The sequence below is a fragment of the Serratia sp. 3ACOL1 genome (assembly GCF_003668775.1).
Taxonomy (GTDB): Bacteria; Pseudomonadota; Gammaproteobacteria; order Enterobacterales; family Enterobacteriaceae; genus Chania; species Chania fonticola.
The window spans coordinates 4,184,432-4,202,745 of sequence record NZ_CP033055.1; the positions used below are offsets into that span (position 1 = coordinate 4,184,432).

Annotated in this window: 11 protein-coding genes; 3 read left to right on the plus strand and 8 right to left on the minus strand. The window is 57.5% G+C overall.

The features are described 5' to 3' along the window. Positions 1-246 precede the first annotated feature (246 nt). From D9980_RS18910 to bcsR, 8 genes are all read right to left on the minus strand, one after another. A complete protein-coding gene (locus D9980_RS18910) occupies positions 247-1,539 on the minus strand; it encodes a dicarboxylate/amino acid:cation symporter (RefSeq protein WP_121608112.1) in 1,293 nt (430 codons plus the stop codon). Positions 1,540-1,853: 314 nt separating this feature from the next. Continuing rightward, positions 1,854-3,866 carry a biofilm formation regulator HmsP gene (gene hmsP / locus D9980_RS18915; protein WP_121608113.1) on the minus strand — a complete coding sequence of 671 codons (2,013 nt, stop codon included), beginning with the start codon at positions 3,864-3,866 and terminating at the stop codon, positions 1,854-1,856. Between the two features lie 318 nt (positions 3,867-4,184). Next, positions 4,185-7,658: a cellulose synthase complex outer membrane protein BcsC gene (bcsC, locus tag D9980_RS18920; protein WP_121608114.1), complete on the minus strand. Its 3,474-nt coding sequence runs from the start codon at positions 7,656-7,658 to the stop codon at positions 4,185-4,187. After that, complete coding sequence (gene bcsZ, locus D9980_RS18925) at positions 7,640-8,752, minus strand: cellulose synthase complex periplasmic endoglucanase BcsZ (RefSeq protein WP_121609048.1); 1,113 nt, start codon at positions 8,750-8,752, stop codon at positions 7,640-7,642. Before bcsZ ends, bcsC begins: the two co-directional genes overlap by 19 nt. An 8-nt stretch (positions 8,753-8,760) precedes the next feature. Then, entirely contained in the window at positions 8,761-11,070 is a 2,310-nt protein-coding gene (gene bcsB / locus D9980_RS18930) for a cellulose biosynthesis cyclic di-GMP-binding regulatory protein BcsB (RefSeq protein WP_121608115.1), read from the minus strand. Positions 11,071-11,121: 51 nt separating this feature from the next. Then, the gene (gene bcsA, locus D9980_RS18935) at positions 11,122-13,725 is read right to left on the minus strand and encodes a UDP-forming cellulose synthase catalytic subunit (RefSeq protein WP_121608116.1); all 2,604 of its coding nucleotides are present in this window, start codon (positions 13,723-13,725) and stop codon (positions 11,122-11,124) included. After that, positions 13,722-14,459: a cellulose biosynthesis protein BcsQ gene (gene bcsQ / locus D9980_RS18940; RefSeq protein ID WP_121608117.1), complete on the minus strand. Its 738-nt coding sequence runs from the start codon at positions 14,457-14,459 to the stop codon at positions 13,722-13,724. Before bcsQ ends, bcsA begins: the two co-directional genes overlap by 4 nt. 3 nt (positions 14,460-14,462) lie before the next feature. Next, positions 14,463-14,657 (minus strand): cellulose biosynthesis protein BcsR, encoded by a 195-nt coding sequence (gene bcsR, locus D9980_RS18945; protein WP_121608118.1) that lies wholly within the window; start codon positions 14,655-14,657, stop codon positions 14,463-14,465. A gap of 194 nt (positions 14,658-14,851) precedes the next feature. Between bcsR and bcsE the strand changes: the two genes are divergently transcribed. Genes bcsE through bcsG form a run of 3 tightly spaced genes read left to right on the plus strand, consistent with a single transcriptional unit; the run spans position 14,852 to position 18,266 of the window. Continuing rightward, entirely contained in the window at positions 14,852-16,414 is a 1,563-nt protein-coding gene (bcsE, locus tag D9980_RS18950) for a cellulose biosynthesis protein BcsE (protein ID WP_121608119.1), read from the plus strand. After that, a complete protein-coding gene (gene bcsF, locus D9980_RS18955) occupies positions 16,411-16,608 on the plus strand; it encodes a cellulose biosynthesis protein BcsF (RefSeq protein WP_037411860.1) in 198 nt (65 codons plus the stop codon). The genes bcsE and bcsF overlap by 4 nt, the downstream gene beginning before the upstream one ends. Before the next feature lie 2 nt (positions 16,609-16,610). Beyond that, positions 16,611-18,266 (plus strand): cellulose biosynthesis protein BcsG, encoded by a 1,656-nt coding sequence (gene bcsG, locus D9980_RS18960; protein WP_121608120.1) that lies wholly within the window; start codon positions 16,611-16,613, stop codon positions 18,264-18,266. Positions 18,267-18,314: the final 48 nt, after the last annotated feature.

Here is an 18,314-nt window from a genome sequence, read left to right on the forward strand (position 1 = left end):
CGTCTCGCCACGATGTTAACGAGTACGGCCTGAACTGTGCGTGGCACAGCAACGATCACACCCTGAGTTTCACCGTAGGGCGGAAAGCGCAAAGTGTACCATTCTGTTAGACCGCGCGCCTTGGCGGATGTCACTCATCACAGTGAAAAATAATAGCTGTAGGGTGTTATGGAGAAAAAATGAACAAGAAGCAAGGGGAAATGACATCAGCTGCCATGGCAGCCGATGTTGAAGGCAGGAAAAAACTCAGGCAGAAGGCAGCTGTTTGTCAGTAGAAACCTTATCTGTTCTGTTATTCAGCACGTCTTGCAGCTGCTTTTCATCCAGTTGGTTACACCATTTGGCCACCACTATCGTCGCCACGCCGTTACCAACCAGGTTGGTCAAGGCGCGGGCTTCGGACATAAAGCGGTCGATACCGAGGATCAGGGCCAGACCGGCCAGCGGTAAATGCCCTACCGCCGAAATGGTCGCTGCCAGTACGATAAAACCACTGCCGGTCACCCCTGCTGCCCCTTTAGAGGAGAGCAGCAGCACCACCAACAAGGTCACCTGATGCATGATGTCCATATGGGTGTTGGTGGCCTGGGCGATAAACACCGCCGCCATCGTCAGATAGATCGAAGTGCCGTCAAGGTTGAACGAGTAGCCCGTCGGGATCACCAGACCCACTACCGATTTCTTGCACCCCAGATTTTCCATTTTATCGAGCATGCGTGGCAGCACCGATTCGGAAGACGAGGTCCCCAGTACGATCAACAGCTCTTCTTTGATATAGCGAATAAATTTGAAGATGCTGAAGCCGTTGTAGCGAGCAATCGAGCCCAACACCACCACCACAAACAGTAAGCAGGTGACATAGAAGCAGACAATCAGTTGGCCCAGTTGCAGCAGGGTGCCCACACCGTATTTACCGATAGTGAACGCCATGGCACCAAAGGCCCCCAGCGGTGCCAGGCGCATGATCATGTTGATGATGCCGAAGATCACGCGGGAGAAGCTGTCGATGACGTTAAAGATCACCTGGCCTTTCTCACCCAGGCGATGCAGGGCAAAACCGAACAGCACCGCAAACAGCAGCACCTGCAAGATGTTGCCGCTGGCAAAGGCACCCACCACGCTTCCCGGGATAATATCCAACAGGAAAGGCACGAGCCCCTGCTCAGAAGCCTTCTCGGCATAGACCGCCACCGCTTTAGCATCCAGCGTTCCCGGATCGACGTTCATCCCGGCACCGGGTTGCACCACGTTCACGATCACCAGGCCGATCAGCAACGCAATGGTACTGACGATTTCAAAGTACAGCAGGGCTATCGCCCCGGTACGGCCCACGGCCTTCATGCTCTCCATGCCCGCGATACCGGTCACCACGGTACAGAAGATCACCGGAGCGATAATCATTTTGATTAATTTAACAAATCCATCGCCCAGGGGTTTCATCTGGGCACCGAGTTCAGGGTAGAAATGGCCAAGCAGGATCCCCAGCGTAATCGCTGTTAACACCTGAAAATAGAGGCTCTTAAATATAGTTGTTTTCATTAGCACATCCTTTGGGGGGGACAACGCGGCAGGCGGGCAATCACTCGTCCGTCCTGTTTATCGCTTGCGCGGAAAATAACACCCCCATAACAACATGGAAATAAATTGTTGCCGTAGTACAGGCATATTGGTGTGAATTTAAGAGCTGAAACGCGTCAGTCAGTGTACAAGTTCCAGCGTTACGGAAGCTTTTCTTTGCATTAACTCAGAATAGGTAGCGGTAGAAACTAGTTTTTGACAGGGAAATAAAGCGGCCTCTCCCGCCTGAAAAGTACCAGGAGGGAGGATAAAAAATCAGCGCTTGGTAAAACAGGTCACGCTTTGGCAACGGAGGCAAACCGCGCTTCAAACTCCTTGCGGGGTAAAGGCTTGGCAAACAGGAAGCCCTGGCCAGTGCGAATGCCGTGCTGTAACAGCCAGTCTCGCTGCGCCGTGGTTTCCACCCCTTCCGCCATTACCGGCAGATGAAGCACCTCGGAAATCGAGCTGACGATCCGCACCATCGCATCGTCCTCCGGCAGCCCATCAATAAAGCTTTTGTCGATTTTAATCAGATCAATTGGCAAGGATTTCAAACGATTGAGGTAATTCAGGCTGGCATAGCCCATGCCAAAGTCATCCAAGGCGATCGACACACCTAAATCATGCAATTCCCGTAGCAGTTCCAACGCCCCATCAAGGTCGTGGATACGCACCGTCTCAGTGATTTCCAGCAGCAGCTTATGCGGGTCGATCTGGTGTTCGTCCAGCAGCCGTTTCAACTGAGGCACAAAGTCTTTATGCTGCAGCTGGATCGGCGAAATATTTACCGCCAACGGCAACGTGATGCCCTGGGATTGCCACGCGGCCAGAATACGACATGACTCTTCCAGCACCCAGTTACCCAATGGCACGATCACGTCCAACTCCTCCGCCAGCGGGATCACATCCGCCGGGAGAATAATCTGTCCGTCGGGCAGTTGCCAACGCAGCAGAGCTTCCGCGCCGGTCACCTGATTGGTTTGCATATCCCACTGCGGTTGCAGGAATAGTGCAAACTGACGTTGCTCAATGCCCAGCAGGATCTCGCTTTCCTGCGTCAGACGCTTTTGGGTTTTTTCGGTCAGGCAGGGCTCGAAGAACAGGATCTGATTTTTACCCTCACGATGCGCCGACATCATGGCCGAGGTGGCACTACGCAGCAGTTGCTCCGCGCTTTCCCCCGAATTGGGATAATGGGCAATACCGATACTGGCGCTTGGCCGCAGCGGCATCTTCTGTTGCAGGTTCAGCGGTGCATTGATGGCCACCATCACTCTTCTGGCCAACTGCATGGCGTGAATGGGCTGCTCAATATTTTTCGCCAGGATGGCAAACTCGGCATTGCTCAGCTGTGCCAGCACGCAGTCCACACCGATAACCTGACGCAGTTTTTTCGCCAGCGTCAGCAACAGTGCTTCACGCATGGATGGGTTCAGCGCGCCGGAGGCTTCATGCAGGGTTTCGATCCCCACGACCAACAGATTAAAGCGCGCTGGCCGCATACTGGCAGCAATATGCTGTTCAAGCAGCGCGGCAAACAGCACCGGATTGGGTAATTCGGTCATCGAGTTATGGGTACTCAGGCGGCTCATGGCGGTATGCGCCTTGGCCAGCGTTTGCTGGTTGCGATTATAATTGCGCACCAGCAAGCCTAATTCATCGTCCTGATGTTGGGCTGGCAACATCAGTTGGTGGTAAGGGAGATCTTCCTGAGGGACATTTTCCAGTTCGCGCGCCATGGCTCGCAATGGATAAACCAGCAGCCGGTTCATGCACCAGCTAACGGCGATCGACAGGATCAGCGCCAACAGCAGATAGGTCGACAACATGGTCGATAGCGTGCTGAGGATAAACTGATACATGCGGTACGAATCGGCTTGCAACACCAGATAGGCCAGCGGCTGAGGATTGGCAGGCACCCGTTCAAGCGAATAGAGCGGCACCGAAATCTGTACCGGCAGCTCAAAGATACGCGCCACTAGCGCAGGGACCGGGCGTTCCGGCGGGAAATTGGCATGCAGCGCCTGAAACTCGTTAGGCAGGACGATATCCGCTCGGGTGAGGATCCCCACCGGCTGCAGAGAGTTGAGCACGCGTTTGGTTTCCGGCACATCCATCCGCAGCACGGCTTCTGCCAGCGGCTGACGCACGGCCTGGGCCACATTCTCCAACTGCTGGGCATAGTCATCTCTGCGCTGCTGCACAAAGTGGAATAGCTGGATCACGATGAAGATACAGATCGTCACCAGTGCCACACCAGACACCGCCGCCATCTGCTTAATCGTTAATGAACGCCTGACCCGCAAAAACCTGCACTCCTAGATTAATCAATGACGCCCCTCACCCTGACCCTCTCCCACAGGGCGAAGGGAGTGAATGTGCTAAAACCTAACTCTTGTGCCTGACCGCAGCGCCGTATCAGTTCCTGCAAGGAGGGGCTGGGTAAGGGGAAATATTGCTTGCTGGGTAAGCGGCTTGAGTATACTCGATTGCCCCACGTGTTTACCTTACCAACCGCTTGGTGGCAGCAGGAAAAGCGCGGGTTTCGGTATTATCCTAGCCGGAATAGCCACAGGGTAGCAAAACTACCCTGTGGGCGACACCACGAATCGACCAATTTCACGTTACTTGAAGTCGGCGTACGGCGTCAGCGGCTGCGGTGGCAGATCGAGATCGCCCTGCCAACCGGCGAGCGAATAACGCAGATAAATCAACGCATGGCTCGGGGTATAGTCTTTAGCCTGTTGAATATCGATGCCGGCCCCCAGCGTCCAATGGGAACTGAGGCGGCGCTCGATCAGGGCTCGCAGCGTATAACCTACGCCGGAGGAGGAGCCACCGCTTTCCACCGCGTCCTTGTCTGGCAGAGAATCTGGGATCAGTCCTTGCAGGGGATAGCGTTTTTCATCGTTGGTTTTCGAGTGCGAAATCGACACCGAGCCCCCCACTTCCCACGACCAGTTTTCCGTGCGCTGGCGATAGTTCACCGGCACCGCCAGCGAAACATATTGCTGCGGGCTGTAATAACCCCCCTGCCCAAGAGAGTAACCGCTCAAGTCCTTCTGATAGTGCCAGAGCATGGTACTCAGCCCAACGGTGGCGCGGCGGTTATCTTCGTTTATCACCTTATAGTAATAACCGGCCATCAAGCGCTGGCGCTGGTTATCCTCGACATTCTGGCCGGTAAGCTGATGAGCACTGAGATCGGCCCACACGCCGTTGGCTTCACCGCGATCGTAGCTGGCACTCAGGTTGATACCGGTAGCACGCACGCCACCCCAGGTAGTGCCGGTGTTCGGATCGCGCGTCCCGCCGAAGGCCAACAGCGAGCTGGTAATCGGCCGCCGCGAGGCGCCCAGCGTCCAACCGATATGGTTCCAGTCGCCGCTATAGGCCACGCCGCCGACCCAGTCCACCACTTCAAATCCCATCGGGGTGGTGCCGATATCGGTTTGCCAATGGTCGTTGGCCCAACCGGCCGCCACGCTGGTGCCGGTGGTTTTTTGCCGTTCGTCACCGCGGCAACCCTGTGTGTTACAGGTGCCAAAGGTTTCGAAGTACTTGCCGTTATTATCGGTCGAGAAACTGCCCGCATTCAGTTGGACGGTGTCGGAACGCAGGAACGCCCGGCCGTCATACAGCGGCATATCCACCTGCAACATGGTGTCATGCGCCTGATAATCCGAGATGCCACCGGTGCCGCTCGAACGCCAGTAGTCGTGATCGAGCGTGACCCTGACGTCCTGTTGGCGATAGAGATCGGCGGCATCGGAGCGAATGCCGCGTTTTAGCCAGTCATCCGTCGCGTTATTGCGGGTCAGACGGGTATAACCGTCATTATCCTCAGGTACCGTTGGCGCAATACCGCTGGCCACCATCGCCTGGCGATAATCCTGCTGCGCCGGTTGAGGTTGCAACTGCTTTTGCTCCAGCCTGGCGGCATCACGATATACCAAGGCTTTAGCCTGCCCCGGCGGCTCTTGCTGGGCGGCCACTTTTAACTGTTTGAAAATATCGGTCGCTTTCTGCGGTTCACCCACTGCCGTCCAGGCATTAGCAACACGGCGCTGGCCATTGATCGACTCATCCGGTTGCGCTGGTGCCGTTTGCAGCCGTTGGCGTGCCTCGCTCAGCTGACCTTGCGCCACATAGGCTTCGATTTCGCCCAACCGTGCATCCGGATTATTCGGCTCACGCGCACGCACCCGCTGATAATCCGCCAGTGCCTCGTCATATGCTCCCCGCTCCAGTGCCCAGTCTGCCAAGGTCAGGTCGATGCGCGTTGCCGGGGGCTGCTGGCGCAGATAGGCGATTGCTGCGGGTTCATCACCGGCTGTTCGGAGCCGTTCGGCATGATCGAGCGTGGCCTGCATCTGCAAGCGCTGGGCCATTTCACGCATCCCGTCGTTCCACTGCGCTTTGGGCAATGTATTCAACTGGGCCAACGCCTGGTTATCACGATCGCTGCCAGCCAGGTACAGCGCATAGGCGTAAACCTGCTGCGGATCGCCGGACTTCTTCGCGGCCAGTTGACGCATCAGCACGTCGGCCTGCTGCGGTTGCCCGGCCTGACGCAACGTTTGCGCATAGTGATAGGTCAGCCAGACGTCATCAGGATCCTTCTGGTGCGCCTGCCGGTACTTTTCCGCCGCCTCTGGCCACTGCTGGCGCTGTGCCAGTTCGTCGGCCTGCTGTTTGAGCATATCCAGTTGCAGCCCGTCGAGGGTGCTGCGCAGCTTGTTCTGCTGCCCGCGAGGCAGACCATTAAGGTAGGCCAGCGCTTTTTGTGGCGACTGCCGCTGGTAGATATTCACCAAGCCCCGCACCGCGCTACCGCTGGCCGGATCCAGACGCAGAGCCTGCTGATAATAGCGCTCGGCGGCAGCATCATCCTTACGGGCTACGGCAACGTCGCCCAGGCCGATCAACGCATCGCTGTCGCCGTTATCAATCTGCCGTGCCTGCTGGTACTGTTGCTGTGCCAACGGCAGGTTATTGGCCTTTAACGCCTTGTCGCCCGCATCGATCGCCAGCCAGTAACGGGTGGTTTTGATCAGGCTCTGCCATTTGCTGCTGTCGTAGTTATCCTTGTCCGCCTTCTGCGCCTGCTGGAACAGGCTCAAGGCCTGCTGCCGGTTGCCGGCACGGGAATAGGCCAGGCCAAGTGCGCCAAGCACTTCGGCATCATTAGGCGCACTCGATAACGCTTTTTTCAGTTCCGGGATTGCCGCACGACCGCCGCCTTTATTCACCTGCGCCAGCCCGGTCATGCGCGCGCGATAGGCCGGATCGGCCAACAGCGTCCGCTGGCGGGCCAGTTCCTGCTGTGCGCCAAGCGCCTGCTCACCGCTTTCAAACACGCCGAGGAAGCGGTTCAACGCTGCCACGCTCTGCGGGCTGACCGGCAACGCTTTGACCTGTTCCAACCACAAATCCGCCGCAGAGCTGCGGCCTGCGGGATCGGCCGCCACTTGCTGTAACAACTCATAGGCCTGAGCGTCGCGATCCTGGCTGAACAGCATCCGCGCCAGCGCCATGCGCAGCGTGATGTTGCCGGGATATTGCCGATCCAGCGCCTGTAGTTGCTGTGTCGCTGCTAATTCCTGGCCGGGTAGCCTGGCCACCAGACGCCAATACTCCACCGCCAGATCGAGCGTTGGCAGATTACCGTGGAACAGTTCATCGTACTGAGCTTTTGCCTCTGGCAAGCGCCCTGCGGCCGCCATCAGGCGTGCCTGTTGCAGCTTCTGGCGGGTTTCCGGCTGGGTCAGTAGCATGTTCATTTCTGCCTGGCGGAACACCGGCGATTGCGGTGCCACCCCCTTCAGCTTATCCAGCTGTTGCTGCGCCAAAACCTGATTACCCTGCCGCAGGGCCAGGCGCATACGCGCCGCTATCACGTCAGGGTTATTCGGGTCCATCAGCTCAAGCCGATACAGCGATTGACGCACCAGCTCATCTTTGTTGCTGGCTTCGCCGATGCGCACCTGCTCCAGCAGCCATTGCTCCGGGGCAACGCTCTCGGCACTCTGCGCCTGTGGCAACAGAGCCAGGCTTAAAGGAAACAGGCTTAGCCAGCCTAGTGTGAAGTTGCGCATTGGCTACCCCAGGCGGGTTGAAGTTCACCCTGACGATTGAAACGATAGCGTTGCTGATCCCATCCCTGGCCGAACAGCAGCAAAGAGGCGCTGAAATAAGCATCATTACCCAGAGGGTTATCCTGAATACGTTGGCGTTGCACCGCCAGGGCATCGGGTTGTGCAGCCAGCAGCGGCAACAGTGCGGCGGAGAAGCCTACCGGGCCCGTACCGTTGGTTTTCCCGCTGGCGGTATCGACCTTCTCCGGCACCGCGCCAAGCTGGGCGGTGAGGCGCATCATCGGTTGGAACTGCTTCACCAGCGCCGCTTTATGGGGATCGTCGTCCGCCAACATCCCAGCCCAGAGATAGACACGAATGGCGTCATAGCTGCCGATATTGGGTTTGACGGGATCGGGCTGCCAACCTTTGCCAGATTGCCACTCGGCCCAATCTGGGGAAAATCCTTGCGGAGCCGTTTCCAGCAGCAACCGCTGGCTGGTTTTCTGCATCGCTCGCCACGGCCCGTTCAATTGGGCAAAGCGGGCCAGCAACTGCGGCGGTAAATAGCTGGGATTCAAGCGCCAGCGATCCTCGGCCACAAAACCCATCTTGCCCGGCAGCAGCATCAGACCCAAACCGGGGATATTCGCCACCTCTTCACGGCCAATCCGTTGTAACAACAGCGTGCCCAATGTTTGATAGCGGCGGCTTTGCCACAGCCGCCCCGCCTCTAGCAGATTGTAAGCGATCCACAGATCCGCATCGGCAGCCGAGTTGCTGTCCAGCACCTTCCAGGCTTTGTTATCGTCCTGCCCCCAGAGCCAGGCGGGCAGATGTGCACTCAGGTCACCAGAGGCGAGATTGTTCTCCGTCCATGCCAACAGCTTATCGAAGGCAGGCCGATCGTTGGCCACTAGCGCGAAGAACATCCCATAGCTCTGCCCTTCGGACGTGGTGATGCGCTTCGGGCTGCTGGGATCGATCACCCGCCCTTCCTCGCTGAGATAAAACTGTTGGTACTGCTGCCAGGCAGGCCAATCACAGGTTGCCGCCGTGTTGAACGCACACAGCAGCATCAGGCCAGGCAGCAGGCGGCGCAGGCAGATCCCCATCATGGCAATTAATCCCGATCTTCCGGTGACAGACGACGACGGCTAAAGGCCTTCAGACCACGCCGCAGCAACAGGGCCGCCATCACCACCACCAGCGCGGCTATCGCGCCCAGCAACAGCGGATGCGTCGACAACGCATACCAGATACGTTCCCACCATGGCAGATGGCCAACGTAGTAAACATCCCCCACGCGCAAGCTATCGACACCGGACTCACGGATCACGGCCACCGAACCAAACATCGCCGCACGCTTGCCGCTGTCTAGCTGTGCATTATTCAACAGTTCATAACCCCGTGGGCTGTCTGCCAGCAGGGCCACAATGCTGCGTTGATCGTGGAACGGGGACTGCACACCGACCACCGCCGCCATCGCCCCTTCCGAGCTGATGGTGGTTTTGCTGTCTGGCGTAGCGTCATCCTGCTGTACATCCATGCTCGGCAGCGGCAGTTGGCGCATCGGCATTTTCACCCAGCTCAGCGTCGCTTCTACCAGCAGGTTGATTTTCTTGTCATTACGCAGCTCCGGCGGAATGGTGCCGATCAGCAGGATATCGGCGTCTTTTTCCTTGGCCTGCGACCAGTCATCGGACAGCGAGAAAGCCAGCGCTGGATAGCCGGTTTGCGCCCCCATGTTACCCATGGCGTTGAGCAAGGCGCTCACCTGGGCAGGCTGCGGCTGTTTGTTCACCAGAACCAGCGTTTGCGACAGATCTGCCAGACGGCTGAAAGGGAAACCGGCGTTGGCGAAGGCGCGCAGATCGGGCATGGTGATAAAGTGGCGATAACCGGAGAAATCGATGGTGGAATTGCCGTCGATCACCGCATGGTTCGGCACCAAAGAATAGGTTTCGCAACGCCCTTCGGCACCGCTGGCCAGCAGCGTGGTGTAATCGAAGTCAAAGCGCAACTGGTTGGTCGCCCCCAACTTCAGCACCGGAATATTGACCGCCTTGTCGGAATCGAGCAATCCCTGAGCCAGCGGCAAACGCAACAGCTGTGCGCCCTTCTCATGCTCCGGCACCAGGGCATAGGACTGCACAAACTGATTGTTCAGGCTGATGCTCAGGCGAGAACCATCCTCAATACGCGGCGAGGTGTAGCGGTATTTCAGCTGCATATCGATGCCGCTGCTGTGGATCAGGAACAGATCCGGCGGCAGGTTCATCGACAGTGAGATCGGCCCGGGTTCGACGCCGTTAGTCTGCAACTGCTCGGCATATTGCTGCAGTTCGCTGAACTTCATCGCCCGATCGGTACGCACCCAGTTTGGCGCATCGTACGGCTGGCGAACGGCCAACTGCTCAACCTTATCCACGCTCAGATTCTGGCCACGGAACAGGATATTACCCTGCGCGATGCCCTTCACCGCCGTGATCAGGTCGTTATCATCACGGCCCTGTACCAACAACAGCTTCACATAGGGGTTATCCGGGTGGCTAATCATCTCCACCGTCGGCCCGTTGACCTCCGGGTAATCCTTCAGGAAATCCGGGCGCTGTTTATTGGTGGCAAACACGATAGCGTGCTGGCTCGGTAAACGGTTAAACAGCGTCGGGAAGGACTGACCGCGCCACTGCGCCTGGGTGCCGAACCAGGAGGCCAGGATCCCCGCCGCCCGTTGTTGTTCCAGATCGGGTTGGCCAGCAAACACCATCGGCAGCGTTAATGGCCGATCGTCGCGGCTGTCAAAGAAGGGTTCCGGGAAGTGGGAAAGCTCATTTTTCACCGGCAGCGTCTGGTAACGCAGGCTCAGCGAACTGGATTTGCTGACGTCCAGCCACAGCGTGCTGTTGGCCGGGTTCTCACAGATGTTCTGGTAATGGCCGACAAACACCAGGCGAATGCGGTTAAAATCGGTGATATAGCGCGGATCGATCGGCAACTGGACACGATTAGGCTTACCCAACTGCTCTTTGGTAATGGTGGTGACACCCATCAACTCATCGTTGAGGTAGATCTTGACGTGCGACTCCACCGGGATCAGCGACGGTGAAGGGGTAAACTCCAGATCCAACAGCGCCTGCGAAACCACTTCGTCGCTGCGCACGCCAAACTCGATCTGGCCTTCAGGGCGAGTGCCACGCAGGATAAAGGTGCCAGGCGGTGGAGCCACCTCGGTAAACGGCAGTTTTACATCACGCACCGGCGCATCGGGTGCTTGCGGCACCGCCACTCCCATAGGTACGGTGACCGGAGCTTCGGCCACGGTGCTCGCAGGCGGAGTCACGCCAGCCGCTGGAGTGGGGGCCGTTTCCGCCTGAGATAAGCTACTGATGCCTAAGGCCAGCGCGGTAAACCAGTTTATTTTTCTCGTCATCGTATCATCATCTTTTGGGCCGGTTCGCAGGGCATGCGAACGGGCGGTTGCCTATGCCACCGTCTCTGGGGCCGTTGGAGCGCGGCCTCTTCCTACGCCATGCGGAATAAATGACAGGATCCAGGTGGCCAGCGAGGTCAGGCCGACCAGGATCTTGCGCATCGTTGGCGGCGCATAGTCCGCCATGCGCCGGTAGCCGTGAAAACCTAGCATCAGTACGTCCCGCAGGCTGTCCACCGGCCGGTCTTCCGGGAATGCGTCTTGCCACAGTGCCCAGGTATCGGCCCGGGCGAAGGTGCATTGAATAAATTCGATATGTTGGCGGGTTGAGAGTTCGACCAAACGGACCCCCACCGAGCGGCCATGGGATCGCGTCACCACGCAAGGGAAGCTGAACTCCTGCTGGCCACGTTTAAGCAGCAGCGCAATCTGGTCATGCTCTTGCAACTGATCCGGTACGCGCATTTCGATACCCACACCACCGTCGGAGTAATCACGCAGCGTACAGGGGAACAGATGTCCGTCAGCCCGGGCTACCGCCGCAGGCATGGCGATCTCCACGCGATGCGACTGCCGTACCTGTCTGGCCTCCACCGCCACGGCCACCGCTCCACCGAGGATGGTCATGTTGTAGATCACCCAAATCAGGCTGATAACCACCGTCATCATCTCGTCCGCCGGGCCGTAGAAAAAGCGCCACACGCCAAAACCCAGGCCTGCCAGATTGAGTGTCACCAACAGCAGGTAAGGCCGGGTGATCACCCAATCGACATGCTCTTGCGTAACTAGCCCGCCTTTGGCAGTGACGTTGAACTTGCCTTTATGCGGGTTGAACAAGGCCACGGTGGTCGGCCGGGCGATATACCAGGCCAGCACGGTTTCGTAGATTTCACTCCAGAAGGAGTGGCGGTATTTGCCCTGAATACGTGAGTTGGTCAGGCTGGCGTGGATCATGTGGGGCAGGACATACAGCGCAATCGCCAAGGCTGGCGCAAAGATGATGTAAGCATGCATCAACAAAAACGCCAGCGGTGCGGTCAGGAAGATCAGGCGCGGAATACCGGACAGGAAGTGCAGCATGGCGTTGGCATAGCACAGGCGCTGGGCAAACTTCAGCCCTTTGCCCAGTAACGGGTTATCCAACCGGAAGATCTGCACCATGCCGCGCGCCCAACGAATACGTTGGCCGATATGGGCAGACAGGCTTTCCGTTGCCAGCCCGGCGGCCTGCGGAATACGGATATAGGCCGAGGTGTGGCCAAGGCGGTGCAGACGCAGCGAGGTATGAGCATCTTCGGTCACCGTTTCCACCGCGATACCGCCGATCTCATCTAATGCCGTACGGCGCAAGATGGCGCAGGAGCCGCAGAAGAAAGTGGCATCCCACATATCATTGCCGTCCTGCACCAGCCCATAGAACAAGGTGCCTTCGTTCGGCGTCTGACGAAAACGCCCCAGGTTGCGCTCAAACGGATCGGGCGAGAAGAAGTGGTGCGGCGTTTGCAGCATCGCCAGCTTCTTGTCTTTAAAGAACCAGCCCATGGTCAACTGCAGGAAAGAACGCGTGGGGACGTGATCGCAGTCGAAGATGGCAACAAAATCACCGCTAGCATGCTTGAGCGCATTGTTGATATTGCCCGCTTTGGCGTGTTCATGGGTCGGCCGGGCGATGTACTTCACCCCGACCTCTGCAGCAAAGGCTTTAAACTCTGGGCGGTTACCGTCGTCGAGAATATAGATATTGATTTTATCTTTCGGCCAGTCGATGCCCAGCGCCGCATAGATGGTGGGTTTCACCACGCCCAGATCTTCGTTATAGGTGGGCACCATCAGATCGACGGTCGGCCAGGTGCTGCTGTCGGCAGGCATCGGCACCGGCTGGCGGTTCAACGGCCACACGGTTTGGAAGTATCCCAGCACCAGCACTACCCAGGCATAGGTTTCCGCCGCCAGCAACAGCAGGCCGCAGGTCAGGCTGAGCGGATCGTCCCAGTTCAGCGTTGAGGTATAGCGCCACCATAAATAACGGCAGGAAACGGTCAACGACAGCACAATCAGCATCAGGCTGGGTAACCGGCCAGGAATACGCCGCACCACCATGGCAATACACCACAGCAGCAGCACAAAAATAAACTGGGCGGGCAGTTCAAAGGGCTGAGAAATACACAGCAGAGCCAGCAGCCCGGCCAATAGGCCAGCAATAATAAACAGCACCCGCCGTACCCGGTGATTCATCCGGTTGAGGCGCTGTACCGTCTGTTCCTCCATACCGGCCCCTTGTAAACGCTGCGGTAAACTCTGCAACCAGTTGGCATAGCGCAGTTGCAAACGGTGCCAGCCGGCAAAGTAGGAGCGCCCCATCGGGGCCGGGCCGCTATGGGTCACCAGCAGCCAAAAACCCTGCAACAAATAACGCAGCACGTCTGCCGGGCGTGGGCGATGGGGGGAAATATGGGGGAACCAATAGCTTTGGCCTGCCTGCACCTTTTGCCAACTAGGGGACTCAAACCGCAGCAACAGCCAGCCGATGGCCACCATCAGGGTCGTGAGGCCAGCGGTAAATGCCGGGGCCCCCGCATGGCGATAAGCGCGGTAGCGTTGTTGCACCGCCCGGTGAACGGGAGGCACCAGCAGCAGGCTCAATATCCTGCTCATCCCTCGGCGTCCTGCAGGTTGAGCAGACACCAGTTGGCCAGCGTCAGCACTTCGTCGGCCGCCAGGCTTTCCGGCCGATACTCTCCCAGCGGCTGCTTGACCGCCATTGCTTCCGCCAGCGCTTCATCACGATGGATCACCAGCGGCAACATACCTGCCAGCGTTTGCAGCCACAACTGATGCAAATCTTGTTGCAACGGGCTGGCCGAGGAGTAGTGATTAATCAGCAGGTGGCACCCCGTAGGCAACGGCTGCTGATGCAGGCGCGCATGGCAGTTGGCATCGGGGCCGAGCAACAGGAAAACCTGGTCGGCCAGCGCCAGCTGCTGTTCAATCTGGGGACCGTCACCCGCCGGGATATCCAGCAGGATCCAGCGATACTGCCCAGAGGCACGCAACTGAGCCAGAAAATCATGCCAACGTTGTGGGCTATCACTCTGTTGCTGCCGTATTTTTACCCGTTCGGCCGCGCTTAACCGGCCAAACGGCAGAAAATCGAGTTTTTTGCCGTAACGCATTGCCCCTTGCGGCCAACCGGTGCCATCCAGCTCTGCACGAGCCCAGCCCCGGTTCAGTTCGAAGGGCATATTAAAGTGTAATCGCAGCAGGTTGTCCGGTGACAGATCAATTGCCAGTACCGACTCGCCCAGTTGCTGTAGCGCCCAGGCTAACGCCGCAGTGATTGACGTGGTGCCAATACCGCCCCGAATCCCTTGCAGTGCAATGATCGGCATGAATCAAGCACTCCCCGTCTTGTTGGCTAGCTCCGCCAACAGCGGCCAGCGGGCCATCATTTGTGCTAGCCGTTCCTGGCGCGAAATATCAATGTAGTTTAACTTAGGCAACGAAAAAGCGCGGCTCAAAGCCTGCAAGTCGTCCTGAGGTTCTACTGGTGCTTTCTCACGAAGCCCTCTTAGCGCATCATTATTCATCTTGCCGCCTCATAAAATAGGCTAATGTTAAATGACTATAGCAACGTTCGGAAAAAATTGGGCCAATAAGATGAATCTTAACGGATAATATCCTTATTATGACTAGATTTGCTATGCTAACTCAGACATTACGCTTTTAATGTGACCAGCTCGGGTTTGGTCTACGCCACTTCCAACGAAAGTAGAATAAATCTATGGCGCACTCTTTTTCATTAGGTATCCGACGGATTTGGCAAGAGTTGTCGGCTATGCAATCCCCAGGTTTTTACTGGGTGAATATCGATCGCCAGAGCGATGCCAACCTGTTTTGCCGGCAGATCATCGCTGCCCAGGAAGAAGATGCCCAGTTGGCCGTGATTTGTAGCGGTAATCAGGCGGACACCTTATTGGCAACGCCTCTTTCCCCTGCGATTAAAAAGCTCCCTTTATATAGCCTGCCAGAAAAAAAAGCGGCGCTGCTGCATTTGGCCGACGATCTGATGCGCGAGCTAAAGCCCAGCAACCGTTTACTGATCCTGTTGGCCCACGCCAGCCTGTGGCAAACCTTCACCAGCGATGAATTGCGCAAATGGGCCGCTCAACTCGGCCAATGGTTACACCAACAGCAGTGTACGCTGGTGATACTCAGCCACGGCAGCGGCGTGAGTAAACTCAAAGGCCAGCTAGCCGCCGAACACCGCATTCTCAACGGCCTGGCCAGCCTGCAGGGGCTGCAAGGCAGTGCACAGTATCTGGTGCACTGGTGGAGCACGGAAAACGGTATCAATGCCAACCAGTTGTTCACTCTGACCGAAGGCCCGGAAGGCTGGGAAGGAGCGGACGACAGCGACCAGCCCTCCCCTACCCCGGAACGCAACGACGAGAGCCTGTGCCTGGCGGAACAACGCATTCTCGAGGGCGCCCCGCCGCTATCGGCCAGTTGGCAACTGTTTGAGAACAATACCAAGTTGATGCAGCGTGGCATGTTGACCATCGCCGCCACGCTGATCTTCGCCCTGTATCAAAGTGACGAAATTGACGAACTAGCCCATCAGATCCATAGCCTGCGCCGCAGCCGAGGCGACGGGCTGAAGATTGTGGTGCGCGAGATGAGCGCCAGCTTGCGCTACAGCGACGAACGCCTGCTGCTGGCCTGCGGTGCCAATCTGATCGTGCCCCACGTGGCACCGCTTTCCAATTTTTTGACCATGCTGGAAGGTATCCAGGGCCAGCGGCTGTCGCGCCATGTCCCGGCGGATATCGATAACCTGCTCGCCGGGCTGCGGCCACTGCAACTGAAAGGCTACCTGCCGTTGGAGGATTTCAACCGGGCGGTGACTTCGCTGATGGAAAATACGTTGTTGCCGGAAGATGGCAAAGGGGTGATGGTCGCCCTACGCCCCGCACCGGGGTTGAGCGCCCGCCAATCGATGACACTGTGCCATTTGCGGCGTTTTGGCGACATCATGACCGTGGCGCAGAATCGGCTGTTCCTGTTCCTTTCCACCTGCCGGATTAACGATCTGGATACCGCATTGAAATTCGTCTTCCGCCTGCCAGTGAGCGAGGCGTTCAGTAATCGGGTGGTGTGGCATCAGGATGTGGATATTATCGATAAAATCAGGTTGTTGCGGCAGCATATCGAGTTTTCGCTCCCCACCAGCAAGCTGCAATCGGCCGCTGTCACAACCCACGCCGTAGAAACGGAGCACCAGACCGAACGCCGGGAACCCATTCCCTTCACTCTGATGAGCCTCGGGCAGGAGGAACAGCCATGAACGCACTCGACGATATCGTGCAACTGGTGATCCTGTGCGCCATAGTGTTTATCCCTACGGGATACCTGCTGCATCGCCGTTTCCCCAACTGGCAGCGATCTTGGCAGAATTTGTTGTTATCACCGCGCTATTTAAAGTCGGCAGGGCTATGGGTGCGCACAGGTTCCACCTCTCAAATCAAGCGTAAAAAATAACCATGAGTGACGATAAAATAACGCAACCTGACAATACCTTATGGCGATACTGGCGCGGTCTTGGCGGCTGGAACTTCTATTTCCTGGCCAAGTTCGGCCTGCTGTGGTTCGGCTATCTGAACTTCCATGCGCTGCCCAACCTGGTGTTTATGGCCTTTTTACTGATGCCGATCCCGTCGCCGCGCTTGCACCGCTGGCGTCACCTGATCGCCATTCCTATCGGTATCGGTTTGTTCTACCACGACACCTGGCTGCCGGGGATTAACAGCATCCTTAGCCAGGGCTCGCAGCTCACCGGTTTCAGCGCGGATTACCTGCTGGAGTTGACTAACCGCTTTATCAACTGGCAGATGATTGGCGCCGCCTTCGTGCTGCTGATTGCCTACCTGTTTCTGGCTCAATGGATACGCATCACGGTGTTTACCGTGGCAGCACTGGTGTGGTTGAACGTGGTCAATATTGCTGGCCCGGCGGTCTCCTTGCTGCCTGCCACCAACACCGCAGCGGTGACGGATACCCCGTCAACACCGGCCACGGCGACGACACCAGGCGGCAATCTGCCTGCGGCCAATGGCCCACCGACCAATGCCAACCTCACGGCCTACCTGGAACAGTTCTACCAGCAGGAAAAAGCCCGAGCGACCACCTTCCCGTCCGCCTTACCCGCCGATGCCCAGCCGTTTGACGTGCTGTTCATCAACATCTGTTCGCTAGCCTGGGCCGATCTGGACGCCGTCAATCTGCGCAACCATCCGCTGTGGGCCAAGATGGATATTATGTTCACCAACTTTAACTCAGCCACCGCGTACAGCGGCCCAGCGGCCATCCGCCTGTTACGCGCCAGCTGCGGCCAGCCTTCGCATCACGATCTGTATCAGCCCGCCAATCAGCAGTGCTACCTGTTTGATAACCTGGCTAAACTAGGCTTCAAAGAGCAGCTGATGCTGGACCACTCCGGCGTGTTTGGTGACTTCCTGAAAGAGCTGCGTGAGCAAGGTGATATGCAGGCTCCGCTGATGTCGCAGGCTGGGATCGGCAATGAGCTGGCTTCATTCGACGGTGAACCGATCTACAACGATCTGCAACTGCTCAACCGTTGGCTCGATCTACAGAAAAAAGAAGGTGATGCTCGCACCGCGACCTTCTTTAACCTGATCCCACTGCATGACGGCAACCGCTTTGTGGGTGGCAAAAAGACCGCCGATTACCAGCCCCGGGCACAGCAACTCTTCGATCAGTTGAACACCTTCCTCGATGAGCTACAGAAATCCGGGCGTAAGGTGATGGTGGTGATCGTGCCGGAGCACGGTGCGGCGCTGACGGGCGACAAAATGCAGATGTCTGGCCTGCGGGATATCCCAAGCCTGAACATTACCCATACGCCGGTGGGTATAAAACTGGTTGGTATGCAGGCCCCGCATCAGGGCAGCCCGGTAGACATTAAAACGCCAAGCAGCTATCTGGCGCTGTCCGAGCTGGTCTCGCGGTTGGTGGACGGCAAGGTGTTTACTGCGCCAAGCGTCGACTGGCAAGTGCTGACGCAGGGCCTGCCGCAAACGGCGGTGATCTCTGAGAATGACAATGCCATCGTGATGCAGTATCAGGGCAAGGCGTATATTCGGCTTAATGGTGGGGACTGGGTGCCTTATCCCCAGTAACTGGTGAAGGGAGCCTTTATGTTTTGCGACTAGAGGCTCTTCTTTGTT